Source organism: Brevundimonas sp. PWP3-1b1, assembly GCF_049896065.1.
Taxonomy (GTDB): Bacteria; Pseudomonadota; Alphaproteobacteria; order Caulobacterales; family Caulobacteraceae; genus Brevundimonas; species Brevundimonas intermedia_B.
The window spans coordinates 729,915-745,921 of record NZ_JAFCTO010000001.1 but is presented as its reverse complement, the minus strand read 5'-3'; the positions used below and the strand labels follow the sequence as shown (position 1 = coordinate 745,921).

The following is a 16,007-nucleotide window of genomic DNA, read 5'->3' as shown; positions in this document are numbered from 1 at the left end:
CGATCAGCGTCGGCGCCGGATCAAGGCCCAAACGGTCACGACCACGGTCGAGGCCAGCAGGGCCGAGAACACCCCGTCCCACATCCCCTCTTCCAGCAGCGCGCCGATCAGGCCCGCCAGGCTGAGCGCGAACACCAGAATCGGCGCCCCGAAGATGGCCCACAGGCTGAGGTCCTTGCGGCTCACGACTTTCGCCTGCCCTTGGCCAGCCAGAGATAGAGGCCCGAGATCAGGATAATGATGGTGGCGATGTCCAGCAGCGCCCACAGGATCTTCAGCGCCAGCCCGCCATAGTCGCCGAAGTGCAACGGCTGCGACAGCGACAGCGCCTTCACATACCAGGGCGTCGGCGCCACCGCCGCCAGCTCCCCGGTCCGCGCATCGATCAGGGCCGGGGTGGTCAGATGGGTCGTCAGCGGCGTGTCGCCGTGGAAGAAGACGGCATAGTGGTGGTCGGTCGAATAGTCGGTCCCCGGGAACGCCACGAACTGCAACTTCATGCCCGGCAGGGCCTGTTTCGCCCGCTCCACCGCGGCATCCAGCGAGGCCCGCTCGCCCGCAGGCGCCGGGGCGTCATAGGCGACGGTCAGGTCCTTCAGCGCCGTGTTCTTCCAATAGGCCAGGATCGGCGTGGCCAGGGTGTTGACCACCCCCGTCGCCCCGACCACCAGCACCCAGCCGGCCGTCACCACGCCCAGCAAATTGTGATAGTCGAGCCAGCGGGTCCGCGCGGCCTTGTTAGCCCGCACCGTGCCGAACGGCAGCCGGCGCATGAACGGCGCATACAGCACCACACCCGACACAACCGCCGCGATCAGCATCAGGCCCATCAGGCCCAGGAACAGCATGCCCGGCAGACCCAGGAACATGTCGGTGTGGAGCTGAAGCAGGAACTCCATCACCGGATGGCCGGCGACCGGCGGCGCCACCTCGCCGCTGGTGCGGTCGATGGGCTCGAAACTGTATTTTCCCGCCGGCCCGTTCGGATCGACGCTGGTGACATTCACCACCGGCCGGTCCTCGTCGAAGCTCATGAAGGCCGGAACCTCGCCCGGATGCAGCGCCAGACCCGCCGCCAGCACCTGGTCCAGGCTCAGCGGTGGCGCCTTCGGGTTCGCCGGGGCCCAGGCCTGCGGCAGCAGCACCTCCTCGATCTCGTGCGTGAACACCAGCGGCAGGCCGGTCACGCACAGCATCAGCAGGAACAGGGTCGAGACCAGGCTCGACCACTTGTGCACCCAGGTCCAGGCGCGGATGGTCCGCGTCTTCATCCGGCTCAGAACTCGGCCGAGACCGACAGGCGGAACGTGCGGGGCGCGCCCAGCGTCAGATAGCCGGACGTCGGGGCGTAACCGCCCACGGCCACCCACTGATCCTCGTCGGCGAGGTTCTCGACCCGCGCGCGAACCGTCAGCGGCTTGCCGCCGGCCTCGAAAGCGTAGCGCACGCCTGCATCGAACCGGGTCCAGGCGTCCAGCTCGACCGTATTGTCGGTGCTGACCGGCTGTTCGCCCGTATAGACGACCCGACCCTCCAGCGTCAGGCCTGCGACCATCGGTACGTCCCACTCCGCATTCAGATTGGCTTGGAACTCAGGCGAGCCGGTGGGGCGTTTTCCGACCAGCGTGGCGTCCAGCGAACGGGTGACTTCCGCGTCCAGCCAGGTCGCGCCGCCGATCAGGCGCACGCCCGCGACCGGTTCGCCATAGACGCCCAGTTCGACGCCGGTGTTCTGCTGCTCGCCGTCGGCGGTGTAGTTCTGGCCGTCGAAATAGGCCTGCGGGCGGTTCGCCTGGAAGACGCTCAGCGTGCCGCCGAACGCCCCGGCATCGTATTTGACGCCGACCTCGTATTGCTCGGACTGGAACGGGGCCAGCACTTCGCCGACGTTGCCGACCGGCGCGCCGCCGACCTGGGCGGGCGCCGTCGCGCCCGGCTGCAGCGCCTCGGCGTAGTTGGCGTAAAGCGAGAGGCGTTCGCTGGGCTTGAACACGACCGCAAAGGCCGGCGTCCAGGCGTCGCCGTCATAGGCCGAGATTTCCGCGCCGGTGTTATAGTCGAACGACCGCGTCTCGATCTCCTGATAGCGCACGCCCACGGTGGCCAGCAGGCGACCGTCCAGCAAGGACATCATGTCCGCAAAGGCGATCGAACGGTTGTTCACCCGCTCGGTCACCAGCGGGTCGGACAGGTCGCCGCCGACGAAGAAGTCGGGCGTCGGCGCCGTCACGTCGATCGGATCGTACAGATCGCTGGCGAAACCGGCGAAGTCCGAAAAGGCGTAGGCGTTCTTCGACTTGGACCGCACCTGCGACGCCGATGCGACCAGCCGGTGGCCGACCGGTCCGGTCGTCACGTCGGCGCGCAGGCCGACGTCGCCCGCCCACACCGTGTCTTCGCGCACATTGTCGAAGCGATAGGCGCTCAGCGTTCCATCGGCCGCGGCGTTCGGATTGGCCAGGACGTTGTCCTCCTCGCCCCGACGCCCGCCCACGGCCGCCCAGGCGGTGACGCGGTCGGTCAGGTCGAACTCGCCACGCGCGGCGCCGAACAGCTGTTCGTCGTCGGTATAGGTCCAGGGCTGGGCGAAGTTGGCGTCGGCCGAGGGCGCCTCGGGAACCGCGCCGTTCGGCGTCACCTGCGGACGCGGCGCGTCGATGCGGTGATCCTGCCAGCCCAGGTCGGCCGAGAAGCGGGCGCGTTCGCCGCGACGATCAACGCCCAGACCCAGCACGCGCAGTTCGCTGTGCTGATCCTCGACCGCGCCCTCGCCCGCACGGCTGACCAGATTCAGGCGCGCGCCCCAGGCGTCGTCGGCGCCGAAACGCCGCGCCAGATCGGCGGCGGCGTAGATCTCGTCGCCCCCTTCCCATCCCGCCGTCAGGCGGTTCAGGTCCGCGCCGGTCGCGCGCTTGGGCACCAGGTTGAAGGCGCCGCCCACGCCGCTGCCGCCCGGCGCCGCGCCGTTCAGGAAGGCCGTGGCGCCGTGGAAGACCTCGACCCGCTCAAGCAGTTCCGGCGCCACATATTGGCGCGGCAGCACGCCGTACAGGCCGTTGTAGGTCATGTCGTCCGAGTAAACCGGGAAGCCTCGGATCAGATAGACTTCCTGGAAATTGCCGAACCCCTTGGTCACCCGCACGGCCGGGTCGTTCTGCAACACGTCGCCGACGCTGCGCGCCTGCTGGTCGCGGATCAAGGTCTCGGTATAGCTGGTGACGTTGAACGGCGTGTCCATCGTATCCAGCGCGCCGAACAGGCCGACGCGACCGCCCTTCGCCACCTGACCGCCGGCATAGGCGCTGGGCAAACCAACCTGCGACCCGCCGGTGACGACGATCTCGCCCAGTTCCGCCACGCCCGACTGACCCTGCTGCGCCAGGGCGGGCGTGGCGGCGGCCAGGGCCAGAACACTGACGGCGCAGGCGAGACGGGACGGACGGATCATGGATTGCAACGCATTCTCAACGAGGGGAAGAAGGGCGCTCCTTACGCCCTGTTGCGACTGGCTTGCAATGGCGAAGGCCAAGGTTGCGACATTTTGCGGTCGGACGACCTTGCTTTTCGCCCCCGCCCGACGGCCTCATGACGCCGATCGCTTCTGCGGAGACCGCCATGCTGATGCTGACCCCCGCCCTTCTCGCCGCCAGCCTGCTCGCCGGCCCGGTCTCGACCGAGATCACCCTGCCATCACAGCCCGCGCCGCTTCACGGAACCTTGCTGACGCCGGACAGCCCGAGCGCCGTCGCCGTCATCCTGCCCGGCTCCGGCCCGACGGATCGGGATGGGAACAGCCCGCTGGGCGTCTCGGCCTCGACCTATCGGCTGCTGGCCGAGGGTCTGGCGGAACAGGGGATCGCCACCGTCCGCATCGACAAGCGCGGCATCGCCGCCAGCGCGGCGGCGGGTCCGGCCGAGGCCGATCTGCGCTTCGACGCCTATGCCGCCGACGCCCGCGCCTGGGCGGCTGAGGCCGCCGCGCACGCGGGCCGTCCCTGCGCCTGGCTGATCGGCCACAGCGAGGGCGCCCTGGTCGCCCTGAAGGCAGCCGAAAACGACGACAAGATTTGCGGCCTGATCCTGCTGTCCGGCGCCGGCCGCCCGGCGGGCGTTGTGATCCGCGAACAGCTGGCCACTCTGCCCGAGCCGATGAAGACCCAGGCCTTCGCCGCCCTGACCGAGCTTGAGGCCGGCCGCACCGTCGCCGATACGCCGCCCGCGCTGGCGGCCCTGTTCCGTCCCTCGGTCCAACCCTATCTGATCTCGTGGCTGCCGCTGGACCCCGCCGCCCTGCTCGCCGCCTACGACGGCCCGGTCTTCATCGGCCAGGGGACCACCGACCTCCAGATCGGCGTCGTGGACGCCCAGGCCCTGGCCGCCGCCGACCCCAAGGCCACGCTAAAACTCTGGGACGGCGTCAACCATCTCCTCAAGACCGCCCCCGCCGACCGCGCCGCCAATATGGCGACCTATGCCGATCCGACGTTGCCGCTCGCGCCGGGGGTGGCGGAGGATGTGGGGGCGTTCATTCGTGCGAACGGGAAGCGATAAGTTTGCCTTCGGGCGGGCCTTCGCAGTGTAGTGAATGGATGCATCGGGCATTTTGCCTCCGGCGTCCTACCCGTCCCCGCGCGCCCTGATCGCGAGGCAAAGACCAAACTTGCAGTTGTAAAACCTCCGCGACATGGTGACGAACAAGATCGCGGTCGAAGGGTAGAAAATGCGCAGCTGGAAGATTGTGAATTGGTTCTGGCAAAGCCTGGGGTCAATCACACTTGTGGTGGGCTATGTGCTCAGCTTCGGTGTGCCAGCTTGGGCGCTCCAGGCAACATCACTGTTTGGTAGGTATCAGCCCGTTTCATCGGTTGCCGCTGGATTGGCAGGCACACTACTGTTTGCAGTTATTGCCCGGCTTCTCGCCGCGACCCGCGAAGGTCTGGTCGCTGCAGCGGTACGGGATCGCTTCTATCGCGACGGCGATCGAGTCAATCCGCTCGACAGGTTGTTCGAAAGAAAGCGCTTGTCTATCGCAGATCTCACCCCTCCGATGGGCGGACCGATTACTGATAAGACGTTCGACAACTGCGAACTGATCGGCCCGGCGAATATTGTCTTGGCCGCTACCGGCGGCGGCGTTCTCCACGGCAACACCTTCAGCAAGTGTGATGCCGTAGCGACGGCAGATGGAGCTCAACCGCAAACTGCGACTGGATTTTTTAACTGCCGCTTTGTGAACTGCCACTTCTTCAATGTGACTCTCTTTATCCACGAGGGCGTGTACACCACGGCAAACGCAAGCATTGCAGGCCTGAACTGGATTACGCCGGAGCCTAGGGCTTATCTAGAGATGGATACGTCAACTGCGAAGCAAACGGTCGAACCCACAGAGTGACAAATCGAGACAGCGTGACCCCACCACCTATGTACTGCTGACATTCCGGAGTGCTGCTAGGCGTTGAATTTGGTCATCTGGCCTAGTTCATAAAAAGAGGTGTCCGCCCTACCCCTCCCCCGCCACGCCCCGCGCCTCATCCGCCAGGGCGAAGAACCGCTCCCGCACCTCGGCCGCAAAGGGGTTGTCGCGTTCGATGGCGCGGAAGACGGCGGGGCTGTCGTGGCGGACCATGTCGACGGCCTGCATCAGCCGGTCGAAGCTGGCGGTGGTCATGCGCGTGGGCAGTGGCTCCATGGCCATCAGGACGCGGGCGATCAGGTGGGTCAGGCCCTGGACCGTGGCGGCCTCGCGGTCGTGATCCTCGGGACTGACTGAAAAGACCTTCAGCCCCAGCGCCCGGCGGCAGAAGGCGGCGACTCGGCGGGCGTCCCTGTTGCCCCGCACCTCGCAGATGGCGATGCGCAGGCCCGCGATGCCGTCCTTGCCGCTTTGCGGGCCGAACAGCGGGTGTGTTCCGACGATGCGCACGCCCGGCGGCAGCAGGGCGTCCATCGCCTGCGCCGGCTTCACCTTCACCGAGCCCACGTCGATGATCAGGGCGTTGGGCGTCAGATGCGGCCCGATGGCGATCAGCGTCGCCTCCAGCGCCTCGACCGGCACGGCCAGCACCACCGTCGGACAGCCGGCGGCGGTCGCCAGGTCGGTCAGGATCGCGACGCCCTCTGCGTCCGTCGCCGCCGGATCATGGGCGAGGATGTCGAACCAGGGCGACAGATGCCGCGCCGTCAGACGCCCGAAGGCGCCGAAGCCGATAAGGCCGAGCTTTTCCCTAACGACCGTCACCCTCGGGCTTGTCCCGAGGGCCTACGGCGGATGTCCCCCGAACAGCGACGCGGAGGCGACGGCGCGTCACCCTCTGTCACCGTGTGCGCGGAACGGTGGGCCCTCGGGACGAGCCCGAGGGTGACGGATTGTGTGGAGGGCTGCCTCACAGCGTCTCCATGAACCGCACCGGCCGCCCGTGCGCCGAGCCGATCAGTTCGCCGTCCTGCATCACCACCCGGCCGCGCACGATGGTCGCCATCGGCCAGCCGGTCGCCTCGACGCCGTCGAACGGGGTCCAGCCGCAGCGCGTCGCCTGCTGGTCGTGCGTGATCGTCCGCTTGGCCTTCAGATCGACGATGGTCAGGTCGGCGTCATAGCTGACGGCCATCCGCCCCTTGTTCGCCGTGCCGAACACCCGCTGCGCGCCCGCCGAGGTCAGGTCGATGAACCGCTCCAGGCTGAGCCGCCCATTGGCGACATGCGTCAGCATCAGCGGCACCAGGGTCTGCACCCCCGGCATGCCGGACGGCGAGGCCGGATAGGGTTTGGCCTTTTCTTCCTTGGTGTGCGGCGCGTGGTCGGACCCCAGGACATCGGCGACGCCCTGCTGCATGCCCCACAGCCACAGGGCGTCCACATGCTCCTGCGACCGGATCGGCGGGTTCATCTGGGCGTAGCTGCCCAGCCGCTCATAGGCCTCGGGCCCGACCAGGGTCAGGTGCTGGGGGGTGATCTCGACGGTGGCGACATCCTTGTGGAAGCGCAGATATTCCATCTCGTCCTTGGTCGTGACGTGCAGCACGTGGATGCGGGCGCCCGTCTCCTGGGCCAGGCCGACCAGGCGACGGGTCGAGCGGATGGCGCTCTCGGCGTCGCGGACCTCCGGATGGCTGGTCCAGTCGCCGGTGCGGGCCAGGCCCCGCCGTTCGACCAACCGGTATTCGTCCTCGGAGTGGAAGGTGGCGCGGCGGCGCACGTTCGACAGAACCTTGCGCACCCCCTCGTCGTCGGCGATCAGCAGGTCGCCGGTCGAGGCGCCCATGAAGACCTTGACCCCGCAACAGCCGGGCAGCCGTTCCAGCTCGCCCAGATAGTCGGCGTTCTCGTGCGTGCCGCCGACGTAGAAGGCGTGGTCGGTCCACATCCGGTCCTTCGCCCGCGCCAGCTTGTCGGCCATGGTGTCCGGGTCGGTGGTGTTGGGATTGGTGTTCGGCATCTCGAACACGGCGACGACCCCGCCCAGGGCCGCCGCGCGCGAGCCGGTCTCCAGGTCTTCCTTCCACTCCAGGCCGGGTTCGCGGAAATGGACTTGGGTGTCGATGACGCCGGGCAGGACGGTCAGGCCCGTCGCGTCGAAGGTCTCGCCGGCCGAGGCCTGGGACAGGTCGCCGATGAAGGCGATCTTGCCGTCGATCACCCCGACGTCGGCGGGGCCGCGCCCCGCATGGTTCGCCACCTCGCCGCCACGGACGATCAGGTCATAGGTCTGGGTCATGGGGCGGGCTCCTGCGGCTGGTCGCCCAGGTTCTAGCGGATGCCGCGCCGATCATGAAGGCCGCTAAACACTCTCCCTCCCCGTTCGGGGAGGGTGGTCGAGCCGCAGGCGAGACCGGGTGGGGAGGGCAAGGCGAAACGGCACAGGTCTGTCGCAGGGTTGCTCGCCGCCCCCACCCGGCCGCTTCGCGGCCACCCTCCCCGAACGGGGAGGGAGATCGGGTTCAGCTCCGCGCCTTCAACATCCGCGTCGCCACCTTCAGCACCCGTTCCCACGGCAGATCCATCATATGCTGGATCGCCTGATTCAGGCGCGGATCCAGCGTCTTGAACTCTTCATAGCTGCGTGGCCCGCGCACGGCCTCGCCCTTCCACGGCCCGCGCGTCGTCTCGTCCGACGGGCCGAACACCGCCACCACCGGCGCGCCCGAGGCCGTCGCCAGATGGGTCCAGATCGAATCCGCCCCGACGTACAGCGCCGATTTCGACAGGGCCGCGACTGTCTGAAGCCGGGTCAACTTGCCCTGCAGCTCGATCACCCGCGCGCGCGGCACGGCGTAGCGGATGGTGTGCGCCGCCTCGCGGTCGATCTCCTCGCCCACGATCATCAGCCGCCCGCCCGCCAGCGGCCCGTCGTCGGCCAGCAGCTTGGCCGCCACCTTGGCATAGCGTTCAGCCGGCCAGCGCTTGCCCATCCACTCCACGCCCGGCCCGACCGCCAGGATCGGCCCGTCTCCGCCCGTCGCCGGGATCAGCGCCTGAACCTGAGCCATCGTCTCGTCGGACACGAACAGCTTCGGCCCCGGAACCTCCTCCGGCTCCAGCTTCAGCACCGCCGCCGCCGCCTCCACCGCATGAAGGCCCGGCGCATCCTTGCCCCGCACCGCCCGCTTGTGCCGCCTCAGCTTGCCCGACAGGTCCGAGCCGCGCATGTCCACGACCAGGCCCCATTTGGTCCCGCGCACCTGGTTCCACAGGGCGATCCACTCGAAATGGCCCTCGCGCTCCAGCACGATCAGCTTCGTCAGGCGCGGCGTGTCGGCGAACAGCGGCGCGCTGGCGGCAGATCCCACGATGGTGAAGGTCGCATCCGGCAGGCTCTCGACCAGATGCGCCAGCACGCCCGAGGACAGCACGGCGTCCTCGGCGTCCGCCTCGGCGATATACAGGATGGGAAACCGCCCGATCATCCGTTGACGGATACAGGGATTCTATCGGCGGTTCAGCGTCAAACGCAGGTTTCCACAGGCAGGCGCGATAGGTTAAAGCCGCGCCATGATCCAGACGCCCGATCCAGCAGCCGCCGCCGCCCTCGAACGCTTCAAGGCCCAGCGCGTCACGGCCATCTATCGGCTGGACCTGATCGCCAAGGGCGCGACCATTTCCTACGAAGACGGCACGCCCATCGACATGGCCTCCGAAAAGGCCCGGCTGGAAGCCGTCGTCGCCGACATGGACCGCCGCATCGCCCAGTTGGAGCGAACCGCCGGGTGAGCCTCCCCCTCCTTCCCGGCCGGACCTGCGGCGGTTGCGTCGAATGCTGCCGGGTCATTCCGCTGGACCTGCCGGAACTGGCCAAGCCGACCGGCGAACTTTGCGCCTATTGCGTCGACGGCGCCGGCTGTTCGGTCCACGCGATACGGCCCCAGACCTGCCGCATCTGGTTCTGCCTGTGGCGCGTGGTCGAGCTGTCGGACGACTGGCGACCGGACCTCAGCGGCGTCATCGTCCGCCCCGACGGGGTCGAGGACGGGATCATCACCCTGTATGTCCTGCGCCGTTCGGACTTCCTGGCCTCGCCAGAGTTCTTCATGACCGTCGCCGGCTGGATCGCCGAGGGGATCGAGGTCGCCCTCAGCATACCCGGCCCGGTCGGAACCTATCCGGCCCGCGCCGTCGTCACCGACTGGCTGCGCCCGGCGATCGAGGACGGCGATCCCGCCGCCTTCCTGGCCCGCGTCCTGCGCTCGCTGGACACCCTGGCCGAGCATGATTTCCAGCCCGACGGCGTCGTGGCGCGATACGCCGTGACAACCCAGGATGGCCCGCCCGCTTAGTCGAAGCTTAAGTCCTTGCCGTTATTCCGAAATCTGTAACGCCGCCGCTTTGAGAGATACGCCGGAAATGCAGGCCTGGGACGCGCTGCGACGCCCGATCTGGATGTTCGATCCGTCCGCCCTGCGCGGCGTCTATGCGAACGCCGCCGCCCTGGAGCTCTGGGGCTCCGACAGCCTCGACGCCCTCCTGGCCCGCGACTTCAGCCAGATGTCCCCCGCCGTCCTGGCCCGCACCGAACGCCTGGCGCGCGAGACGGCCAACGGCGAGACCCTGTCCGAACACTGGACCTTCTATCCAAACGGCCGGCCGCTGACGGTGACGGCGATCATCTCGACCCACTGGCTGGACGACGGCACGCCGGTCCTGCTGTTCGAGGCCGCCCCGATCGAGGTCGAAAGCGAGGAACGTCGCGCAGTCGAGGCCCTGCGCCACACCTCCACCCTGATCACCCTGTTCGACGGCGAAGGGCGCCCGCTGTTCTCCAACCCGGCGGCCTTCGCGGCCTATGGGTCGTCCACCCATCCCTTCGAGGCCCGGTTCGCCCAGTCCGAGCGCGCCCAGCCCATGCTGGCGGCCGCCCTGTCCGGCGACCTGGCGGCCGACGTGTGCGAGATCGTCACGCGCGAAGGACCACGCTGGCATCATCTGGACATCCGCCCGGTCATCGACCCGGTCACGGGCCAGCTCGGCGTCATGCTGACCGAGATCGACGTGACCGAACGCGTCCAGGCCGAACAGGCCCGCGCCGCCGCCGAACAGAAGACCGCCATGGCCGAGGCCCGTCAGCGGTTCCTGACCGACATGTCGCACGAACTGCGCACGCCGCTGAATTCGGTGATCGGCTTCTCGGACCTGTTGTCCAAGGCCGGCCTGGCACAGGAACACGCCGATCACGCCGCCCGGATCAACGGCGCGGGCCAGCGCCTGTTGTCCGTCGTCAACGACATGATCGACCTGTCGGCGGACGAGGCCTCTGCAGACCCATGTCTGGACCCCGGCGCGGCGACCACGACGGCCGCGAACGAAGACGGCGCCGGCGTCCTGCGCGTCCTCTATGTCGACGATCATGACAGCAACCGCGCCCTCGTCATGGCGGTGATGTCCGCCCAAGGCATCGTCTGCGCCACCGCCAACGACGGCGCGCAAGGGGTCGAGGCGGCCCGCGGCGGCGACTGGGACGTGATCCTGATGGATATCCAGATGCCGGTGATGGACGGCGTCGATGCGACCCGCGCCATCCGCGCCCTGCCGGGTCTGGTCGGCCGCACGCCGATCCTGGCCCTGACCGCCAACACCCTGCCGGAACAGCTGATCCAGTACGAAGAGGCCGGCATGGACGACTGTATCGCCAAGCCGATGAACATCGTCGATCTGGTCACCCGCGTCACGGCCTGGGGCGCCAGCGACTGGCGCAACTTCGATCCCCTGTCCGATCCAGAGGCCGCCGCCGTCGCCTAAATTCAGCGTGGCGTCTTCTGGACCCGCCGCCCGCGCCCTATCTTGCGGCCATGCCCATCGCCCGTCTCGACAGCCGCGCCCTGATCTCCGTTACGGGCGAGGACGCCAAACCCTTCCTGCACAATCTGCTGACCCAGGATGTGGAGACGCTGGCGGAGAGCGAACTGCGTTTCGGCGCCCTTTTGTCGCCGCCCGGCCGGCTGCTGTTCGACCTGTTCATCCTGGGCCAGGCGGACGGCGTCCTGCTGGATGTCGCGACTGAGCGCCGCGACACCCTGCTCCAGCGCCTGTCGATGTACAAGCTCCGCGCCAAGGTCCAGGTCGCCGCCGACAACCGCGCCGTCTTCGCCGCCTGGCCGGACGCGCCTGCGGGCTTCATCCTTGACCCGCGCACCCCGCTGATGGGCGGCCGTCTCTTTGGCGAGGCGACGCCAGACGCGACCCAGGCCGACTACGACGCCCACCGCCTGTCCGTCGGCCTGCCCGACCCGACCGCCGACGCGCCCCAGGACAAGACTTATCCGATCGAGGCCGACTTCGACCTGCTGAACGGCATCGACTTCCAGAAGGGCTGTTTCGTCGGCCAGGAGACAACCTCGCGCATGAAACGACGGGGAACGATCAAGAACCGGATGCTGCCGCTCGACTTCGACGGCCCGCCCCCCGCCTTCGGCGCCGAGGTGCTGAAGGGCGAACTGCGTGCGGGCGAGATCCTGTCCGGTCGCGACGGTTCCGCCATGGCCCTGCTGCGGATCGACCGGCTCGACGGCGATCTGACCGTGGACGGCCGCCCTGTGCGCTTGCGCAAACCCGCCTGGATGGGCGAGGACGTGCTTCCCTCCTCCCAGCTTTGAGTCCCCAGCCATGAAGATCGCCGACCAGATCGTCCTCATCACCGGCGGCGCGCGCGGCGTCGGCGCCGCCTGCGTGCGCGCCTTCGCCAACGAAGGCGCCCGCGTAATCATCAACTGGCGGGCCAGCGAGGACGCCGCGACCGCCCTGGCCGCCCAGATCGGCGACCGCGCCGTCGCGCTCCAGGCCGACGTGACCGACCGCGCCGCCGTGGACGCCATGGTCGCCGCCGCGCAAGGCCATTTCGGCGCGCCCGTCACCACCGTGGTCAACAACGCCCTGGACTACAGCTTCAACGGCGACGCCCGGTCGCAGATGACAGACATCGGCTGGGACGAACTGGCGCGCCAGTTCTCGACCGTCGTCCACGGCGCCCTGAACGTCATCCAGGCGACCGCCCCCGGCATGGCGGCGGCCCGGTTCGGCCGCGTCGTCAACATCGGCACCAACCTGTTCCAGAATCCGGTCGTGCCCTATCACGACTACACCGCCGCCAAGGCCGCCCTGCTGTCGCTGACCCGCACCGCCGCCGGCGACCTGGGCCCCGACGGGATCACCGTCAACATGGTCTCGGGCGGCCTTCTGCGCACCACCGACGCCAGCGCCGCCACGCCCGAGGCCGTCTTTGACCTCATCGCCGGCATGACGCCGCTCCGCACCGTCACCACCCCCGACGAATTCGCCGACGCCGTCCTCTTCTTCGCCTCCCCGTGGAGCCGCGCCGTGACGGGTCAGAATTTGGTGGTGGACGGGGGATTGGTGCGGGACTGAAATGACGACCGTCTCCTCCCCGCTTTGCGGGGAGGTGGCGCGGCGCGCCTTCGCGCCGTGACGGAGGGGTTCTTCACCACATCACCTCCGCCCGTGGGACTTCAAGAGCCCCTCCACCGCTTTGCGGTCCCCCTCCCCATTTCATGGGGAGGAGACGGTCTCCATCCTATTTGCTCAGTACATTTCTTCAGATTTCAGGGCCTTACTAACCACCAGCGTCAATCGACCAACCACTCCTCCAACCGCCCTTACAATGCGCGGGTTTAGGGCCGGAGGAGGTGAAAACTTGGACTCGTTGGACTCGTTGGACTGTTTTTTTGCAGTCCAACTTCGCCCCGCCAAATTGCACTGTCTTGCACTTTGCACTGTTTTCGCAGGTGCAGTGCAATTCCGCCCCACCACCCATTTCAGATTATTCAGACGGTGTTTTTCCGCCGCCGAGTCTGAAAACCCGCCCTTCCCCTCACCGGAACAGACTGGCAACCTCCCGCCATGACCGACTCACACGCCTCGGGCCGCTGCGGCTGGTGCGGGACCACCGACCCGCTCTACATCGCCTATCACGACACCGAATGGGGCGTGCCCGAACGCGATCCGCGCGCCCTTTGGGAGAAGCTGGTCCTCGACGGCTTCCAGGCTGGCCTCGCCTGGATCACCATCCTCAGAAAGCGCGAGAGCATTCGCGACGCCTTCGACGGGTTCGACCCCGAGATCGTCGCCCGCTATGGCGAGGACGACATCCAGCGCCTGCTGAACGATCCTCGCATCATCCGCTCGCGCGCCAAGATTAACGCCGCCATCCGGGGCGCCCAGATCTGGCTGGAGATGCGCGATAACAACGAGGACTTCTCCGCCTGGCTCTGGTCCTTCGTCGACGGCGACACGATCCAGACGACCCACGCCGACTTCCGCCAGGCCCCGACCCAGACCGAACAGTCCGTCGCCATGGCCAAGGCCCTGAAGAAACGCGGCTTCAACTTCTGCGGCCCGGTGATCGTCTATGCCTTCATGCAGGCGGTGGGCATGGTCAACGATCACCAGACGACCTGCTTCCGTCATGCCCAGGTTCGTGCGATGGCGGGCCATGGCTAGAGCCCCCGCCAACCCCAAGGCCTTCCCGACCCTCGTGCTGGAGACGCTGCTGATCCAGCGCGTCAACGGTCACGTCTGCGGCGTGGACGAGGCCGGGCGCGGTCCCTGGGCCGGCCCCGTCTCGGCGGCGGCGGTGATCCTGAACCCCGATGACCTGCCGCCCGGCATCGACGATTCCAAGGCCCTGACCGAAAAGCGCCGCGCCGCGCTGGAGCCCGAGATCAAGGCCCGCGCCATCGCCTGGGGCGTCGGCTTCGCCTCGGTGGAGGAGATCGAGGATCTGAACATCCTGCACGCCACCGGCCTGGCCATGTGCCGCGCCATCGAGGCGCTGCAGGTCCAGCCGGTCGCCGCCCTGGTCGACGGCAACTATCGTTTCAAACTGCCGTGCGACGTGCAGACTGTGGTCGGCGGCGACGGCCTTTCGCTATCCATCGCGGCAGCGTCGATCCTGGCCAAGACGGCGCGGGATCGGCTGATGATCGATCTGGACGCGCAGTATCCCGGCTACGGCTTCGCCAGCCACAAGGGCTATAATGCGCCGATCCACCAGAACGCCTTGAAAACATTGGGGCCCTGCCCCGCCCATCGGCGCAGCTGGTCCCCGATCAAGGCCCTGCTTCAGGACGCCTGAAGCCGTTTTAGATATGCATGAACCCGCCCAGCAGCGCGCCCATCAGGGCCGCCACGGCGGCGCCGGCGATGGCCATCATCCAGCGCGGCGGCGGGGTCAGCTCGGGCTCAACATCGACGTGCTCCACCGGCTGCGTCGCCTCCGCCGGGCGGCTGTAGCGGGCGGCGTTGTGCGTGAATGTCGGCCTTGCATCGGCGGCCGGCGCATCCCAGCCCCAGTCGGCTTTGGCGACACGCGGCGCCCACGAATGCGGCTCCGCCGCCGGCCGGATGCGGTAGTCGTCGGCGCGGTCGGTGTTCGGAGAGCTGTGGGTGTGCGGTTGCATACATCCACAACGACACGCCGCGATTCGCGTTCCGCAACTTGCGACTGTTGTTTTCGCTGCGCTTATGCGGCCACAGGCAGTTCGACCGGACGGTCCGTGACCACGAACAGGTGTTCGACGTTCCTCAGCCGCCCGACCGTCCCGACCTTTTCGCCCTTGGGATTATGGATGCCGATCCGGGCGCCGACGTATCGCGGGTGCGCCACCTCCAGCACCTGGACATGGCCTCGCGCCGACAGCATCTCGACCAGTTCGGCCCGGCTCAGATAGCCCTCGTCGTTGAAGCTGACGATCAGATTGGGCGCATTGACCCGCTCGATCACGCTGCGCAGCGCCGGGCCAATACCGGGCCGACTGTTAAAGGCGCTCTTGCGCGTCCTGACATCCACCCGCTTGTTGGCGATCCCATAGGTCTCGGGCCGGTCCCACAGCACCAGGCTCTCCCAGCAGTGATAGTTGGCCAGATAGGAATGCTGGTTGTAGGGCGGGTCCAGATAGACCAGGTCCGCCTCGACCTGTTCGGCGATCTCGATGGCATCGCCCTGGGTCGCCCGGCACAGCCCGCCGTCCACCGCCGCGACCATGTCCGGCGTGCGCAGCTCCAGCGTCTTCAGCGCCCTGGGCGCCCATTGCTTCATATAGGCCATCTGAACCCCGGCGGTGGAATCCACCCGATCCGCCGCCTCCATCAGGCTGACCAGGACGATGGCCTTCAGTTCCGGCTCCAGCTCCATGGCCTCGATCCGGTCGCGCATGGCGTCGATGCGCGCGCCGTTGTCGGGGTGGAAGTAGCGGGCGTCCTGGCAAAAGGCCTGGGTGAACCATCCGGCCTGCGGCGTCACCGTCCGCAGCTCGGCCAGCACCGTCTCGACCCGGTCGATCCACCGCTCCCGATCCGCCTGGACATAGGCGGTCGCCAGGGCGTGGGCATAGGCGTTGTAGTCGTTCGACCACACCTGAAACCCCTGCTTCTTCAAGGCGTGGCCGACCCGCGCCGTACCCGAGAACAGATCGCACACCCGCCCGCCCTGGGGCAGGACGCCGGCCACGGCGCCCGTCACATGGCCCAGCAAGGCGCGCTTGGAGCCGATGTATTTGATCAT

Annotated in this window: 17 protein-coding genes; 9 read left to right on the top strand and 8 right to left on the bottom strand. The window is 67.9% G+C overall.

Going from position 1 to position 16,007, the window contains the following annotated elements; translation table 11 throughout:
* Positions 1-3: 3 nt before the first annotated feature.
* The 3 genes from ACP69V_RS03565 to ACP69V_RS03555 are packed head-to-tail and all read right to left on the bottom strand — an operon-like array spanning position 4 to position 3,448.
* A complete protein-coding gene (locus ACP69V_RS03565) occupies positions 4-186 on the bottom strand; it encodes a hypothetical protein (RefSeq protein ID WP_426022675.1) in 183 nt (60 codons plus the stop codon).
* On the bottom strand, positions 183-1,271 hold the full coding sequence (locus ACP69V_RS03560; RefSeq protein WP_426022674.1) for a PepSY-associated TM helix domain-containing protein: 1,089 nt from the start codon (positions 1,269-1,271) through the stop codon (positions 183-185). The genes ACP69V_RS03565 and ACP69V_RS03560 overlap by 4 nt, the downstream gene beginning before the upstream one ends.
* A 5-nt stretch (positions 1,272-1,276) precedes the next feature.
* A complete protein-coding gene (locus tag ACP69V_RS03555) occupies positions 1,277-3,448 on the bottom strand; it encodes a TonB-dependent receptor (protein WP_426022673.1) in 2,172 nt (723 codons plus the stop codon).
* A 167-nt stretch (positions 3,449-3,615) separates the two neighbouring features.
* Here ACP69V_RS03555 and ACP69V_RS03550 point away from each other — a divergent pair, with 167 nt between their 5' ends.
* Positions 3,616-4,551 carry an alpha/beta hydrolase gene (locus tag ACP69V_RS03550; protein ID WP_426022672.1) on the top strand — a complete coding sequence of 312 codons (936 nt, stop codon included), beginning with the start codon at positions 3,616-3,618 and terminating at the stop codon, positions 4,549-4,551.
* Positions 4,552-4,720: 169 nt separating this feature from the next.
* The gene (locus ACP69V_RS03545) at positions 4,721-5,392 is read left to right on the top strand and encodes a hypothetical protein (RefSeq protein ID WP_426022671.1); all 672 of its coding nucleotides are present in this window, start codon (positions 4,721-4,723) and stop codon (positions 5,390-5,392) included.
* Positions 5,393-5,500: 108 nt separating this feature from the next.
* On the opposite strand, the gene ACP69V_RS03540 is transcribed toward ACP69V_RS03545, so the two are convergent.
* The 3 genes from ACP69V_RS03540 to ACP69V_RS03530 form a co-directional block, all read right to left on the bottom strand.
* A complete protein-coding gene (locus ACP69V_RS03540) occupies positions 5,501-6,238 on the bottom strand; it encodes a prephenate dehydrogenase/arogenate dehydrogenase family protein (protein WP_426022670.1) in 738 nt (245 codons plus the stop codon).
* Positions 6,239-6,383: 145 nt separating this feature from the next.
* Entirely contained in the window at positions 6,384-7,715 is a 1,332-nt protein-coding gene (locus tag ACP69V_RS03535) for a dihydroorotase (protein WP_426022669.1), read from the bottom strand.
* Positions 7,716-7,938: 223 nt separating this feature from the next.
* On the bottom strand, positions 7,939-8,904 hold the full coding sequence (locus ACP69V_RS03530; protein WP_426022668.1) for a glycosyltransferase family 9 protein: 966 nt from the start codon (positions 8,902-8,904) through the stop codon (positions 7,939-7,941).
* Positions 8,905-8,989: 85 nt separating this feature from the next.
* On the opposite strand from ACP69V_RS03530, the gene ACP69V_RS03525 reads away from it, so the two are divergent.
* The 7 genes from ACP69V_RS03525 to ACP69V_RS03495 all read left to right on the top strand — a co-directional run bounded on the left by ACP69V_RS03525 (position 8,990) and on the right by ACP69V_RS03495 (position 14,579).
* Entirely contained in the window at positions 8,990-9,208 is a 219-nt protein-coding gene (locus ACP69V_RS03525; protein WP_346496237.1) for a hypothetical protein, read from the top strand.
* The gene (locus ACP69V_RS03520) at positions 9,205-9,771 is read left to right on the top strand and encodes a hypothetical protein (protein WP_426022667.1); all 567 of its coding nucleotides are present in this window, start codon (positions 9,205-9,207) and stop codon (positions 9,769-9,771) included. Before ACP69V_RS03525 ends, ACP69V_RS03520 begins: the two co-directional genes overlap by 4 nt.
* A 67-nt stretch (positions 9,772-9,838) precedes the next feature.
* Entirely contained in the window at positions 9,839-11,230 is a 1,392-nt protein-coding gene (locus tag ACP69V_RS03515) for a response regulator (protein WP_426022666.1), read from the top strand.
* Positions 11,231-11,280: 50 nt separating this feature from the next.
* Positions 11,281-12,084 carry a YgfZ/GcvT domain-containing protein gene (locus ACP69V_RS03510; protein ID WP_426022665.1) on the top strand — a complete coding sequence of 268 codons (804 nt, stop codon included), beginning with the start codon at positions 11,281-11,283 and terminating at the stop codon, positions 12,082-12,084.
* A 10-nt stretch (positions 12,085-12,094) separates the two neighbouring features.
* The gene (locus ACP69V_RS03505) at positions 12,095-12,853 is read left to right on the top strand and encodes a 3-oxoacyl-ACP reductase (RefSeq protein WP_426022664.1); all 759 of its coding nucleotides are present in this window, start codon (positions 12,095-12,097) and stop codon (positions 12,851-12,853) included.
* Positions 12,854-13,345: 492 nt separating this feature from the next.
* Complete coding sequence (locus ACP69V_RS03500) at positions 13,346-13,945, top strand: DNA-3-methyladenine glycosylase I (protein WP_426022663.1); 600 nt, start codon at positions 13,346-13,348, stop codon at positions 13,943-13,945.
* The gene (locus tag ACP69V_RS03495) at positions 13,938-14,579 is read left to right on the top strand and encodes a ribonuclease HII (protein WP_426022662.1); all 642 of its coding nucleotides are present in this window, start codon (positions 13,938-13,940) and stop codon (positions 14,577-14,579) included. The genes ACP69V_RS03500 and ACP69V_RS03495 overlap by 8 nt, the downstream gene beginning before the upstream one ends.
* Before the next feature lie 7 nt (positions 14,580-14,586).
* Here ACP69V_RS03495 and ACP69V_RS03490 read toward each other — a convergent pair whose 3' ends face one another.
* Together ACP69V_RS03490 and ACP69V_RS03485 are read right to left on the bottom strand one after the other, a co-directional pair.
* Complete coding sequence (locus tag ACP69V_RS03490) at positions 14,587-14,904, bottom strand: hypothetical protein (protein WP_426022661.1); 318 nt, start codon at positions 14,902-14,904, stop codon at positions 14,587-14,589.
* 62 nt (positions 14,905-14,966) lie between these two features.
* Positions 14,967-16,007 carry a DNA adenine methylase gene (locus ACP69V_RS03485; RefSeq protein WP_426022660.1) on the bottom strand — a complete coding sequence of 347 codons (1,041 nt, stop codon included), beginning with the start codon at positions 16,005-16,007 and terminating at the stop codon, positions 14,967-14,969.

What these genes read in the sequence shown, in the direction of transcription:
- ACP69V_RS03510 (WP_426022665.1), top strand. Translation starts at nt 11,281, where the DNA reads ATGCCCATCGCCCGTCTCGACAGCCGCGCCCTGATCTCCGTTACGGGC.
- ACP69V_RS03555 (WP_426022673.1), bottom strand. Translation starts at nt 3,448, where the DNA reads ATGATCCGTCCGTCCCGTCTCGCCTGCGCCGTCAGTGTTCTGGCCCTG.
- ACP69V_RS03505 (WP_426022664.1), top strand. Translation starts at nt 12,095, where the DNA reads ATGAAGATCGCCGACCAGATCGTCCTCATCACCGGCGGCGCGCGCGGC.
- ACP69V_RS03560 (WP_426022674.1), bottom strand. Translation starts at nt 1,271, where the DNA reads ATGAAGACGCGGACCATCCGCGCCTGGACCTGGGTGCACAAGTGGTCG.
- ACP69V_RS03495 (WP_426022662.1), top strand. Translation starts at nt 13,938, where the DNA reads ATGGCTAGAGCCCCCGCCAACCCCAAGGCCTTCCCGACCCTCGTGCTG.
- ACP69V_RS03550 (WP_426022672.1), top strand. Translation starts at nt 3,616, where the DNA reads ATGCTGATGCTGACCCCCGCCCTTCTCGCCGCCAGCCTGCTCGCCGGC.
- ACP69V_RS03545 (WP_426022671.1), top strand. Translation starts at nt 4,721, where the DNA reads ATGCGCAGCTGGAAGATTGTGAATTGGTTCTGGCAAAGCCTGGGGTCA.
- ACP69V_RS03525 (WP_346496237.1), top strand. Translation starts at nt 8,990, where the DNA reads ATGATCCAGACGCCCGATCCAGCAGCCGCCGCCGCCCTCGAACGCTTC.
- ACP69V_RS03490 (WP_426022661.1), bottom strand. Translation starts at nt 14,904, where the DNA reads ATGCAACCGCACACCCACAGCTCTCCGAACACCGACCGCGCCGACGAC.
- ACP69V_RS03515 (WP_426022666.1), top strand. Translation starts at nt 9,839, where the DNA reads ATGCAGGCCTGGGACGCGCTGCGACGCCCGATCTGGATGTTCGATCCG.
- ACP69V_RS03485 (WP_426022660.1), bottom strand. Translation starts at nt 16,007, where the DNA reads ATGATCAAATACATCGGCTCCAAGCGCGCCTTGCTGGGCCATGTGACG.
- ACP69V_RS03535 (WP_426022669.1), bottom strand. Translation starts at nt 7,715, where the DNA reads ATGACCCAGACCTATGACCTGATCGTCCGTGGCGGCGAGGTGGCGAAC.
- ACP69V_RS03500 (WP_426022663.1), top strand. Translation starts at nt 13,346, where the DNA reads ATGACCGACTCACACGCCTCGGGCCGCTGCGGCTGGTGCGGGACCACC.
- ACP69V_RS03530 (WP_426022668.1), bottom strand. Translation starts at nt 8,904, where the DNA reads ATGATCGGGCGGTTTCCCATCCTGTATATCGCCGAGGCGGACGCCGAG.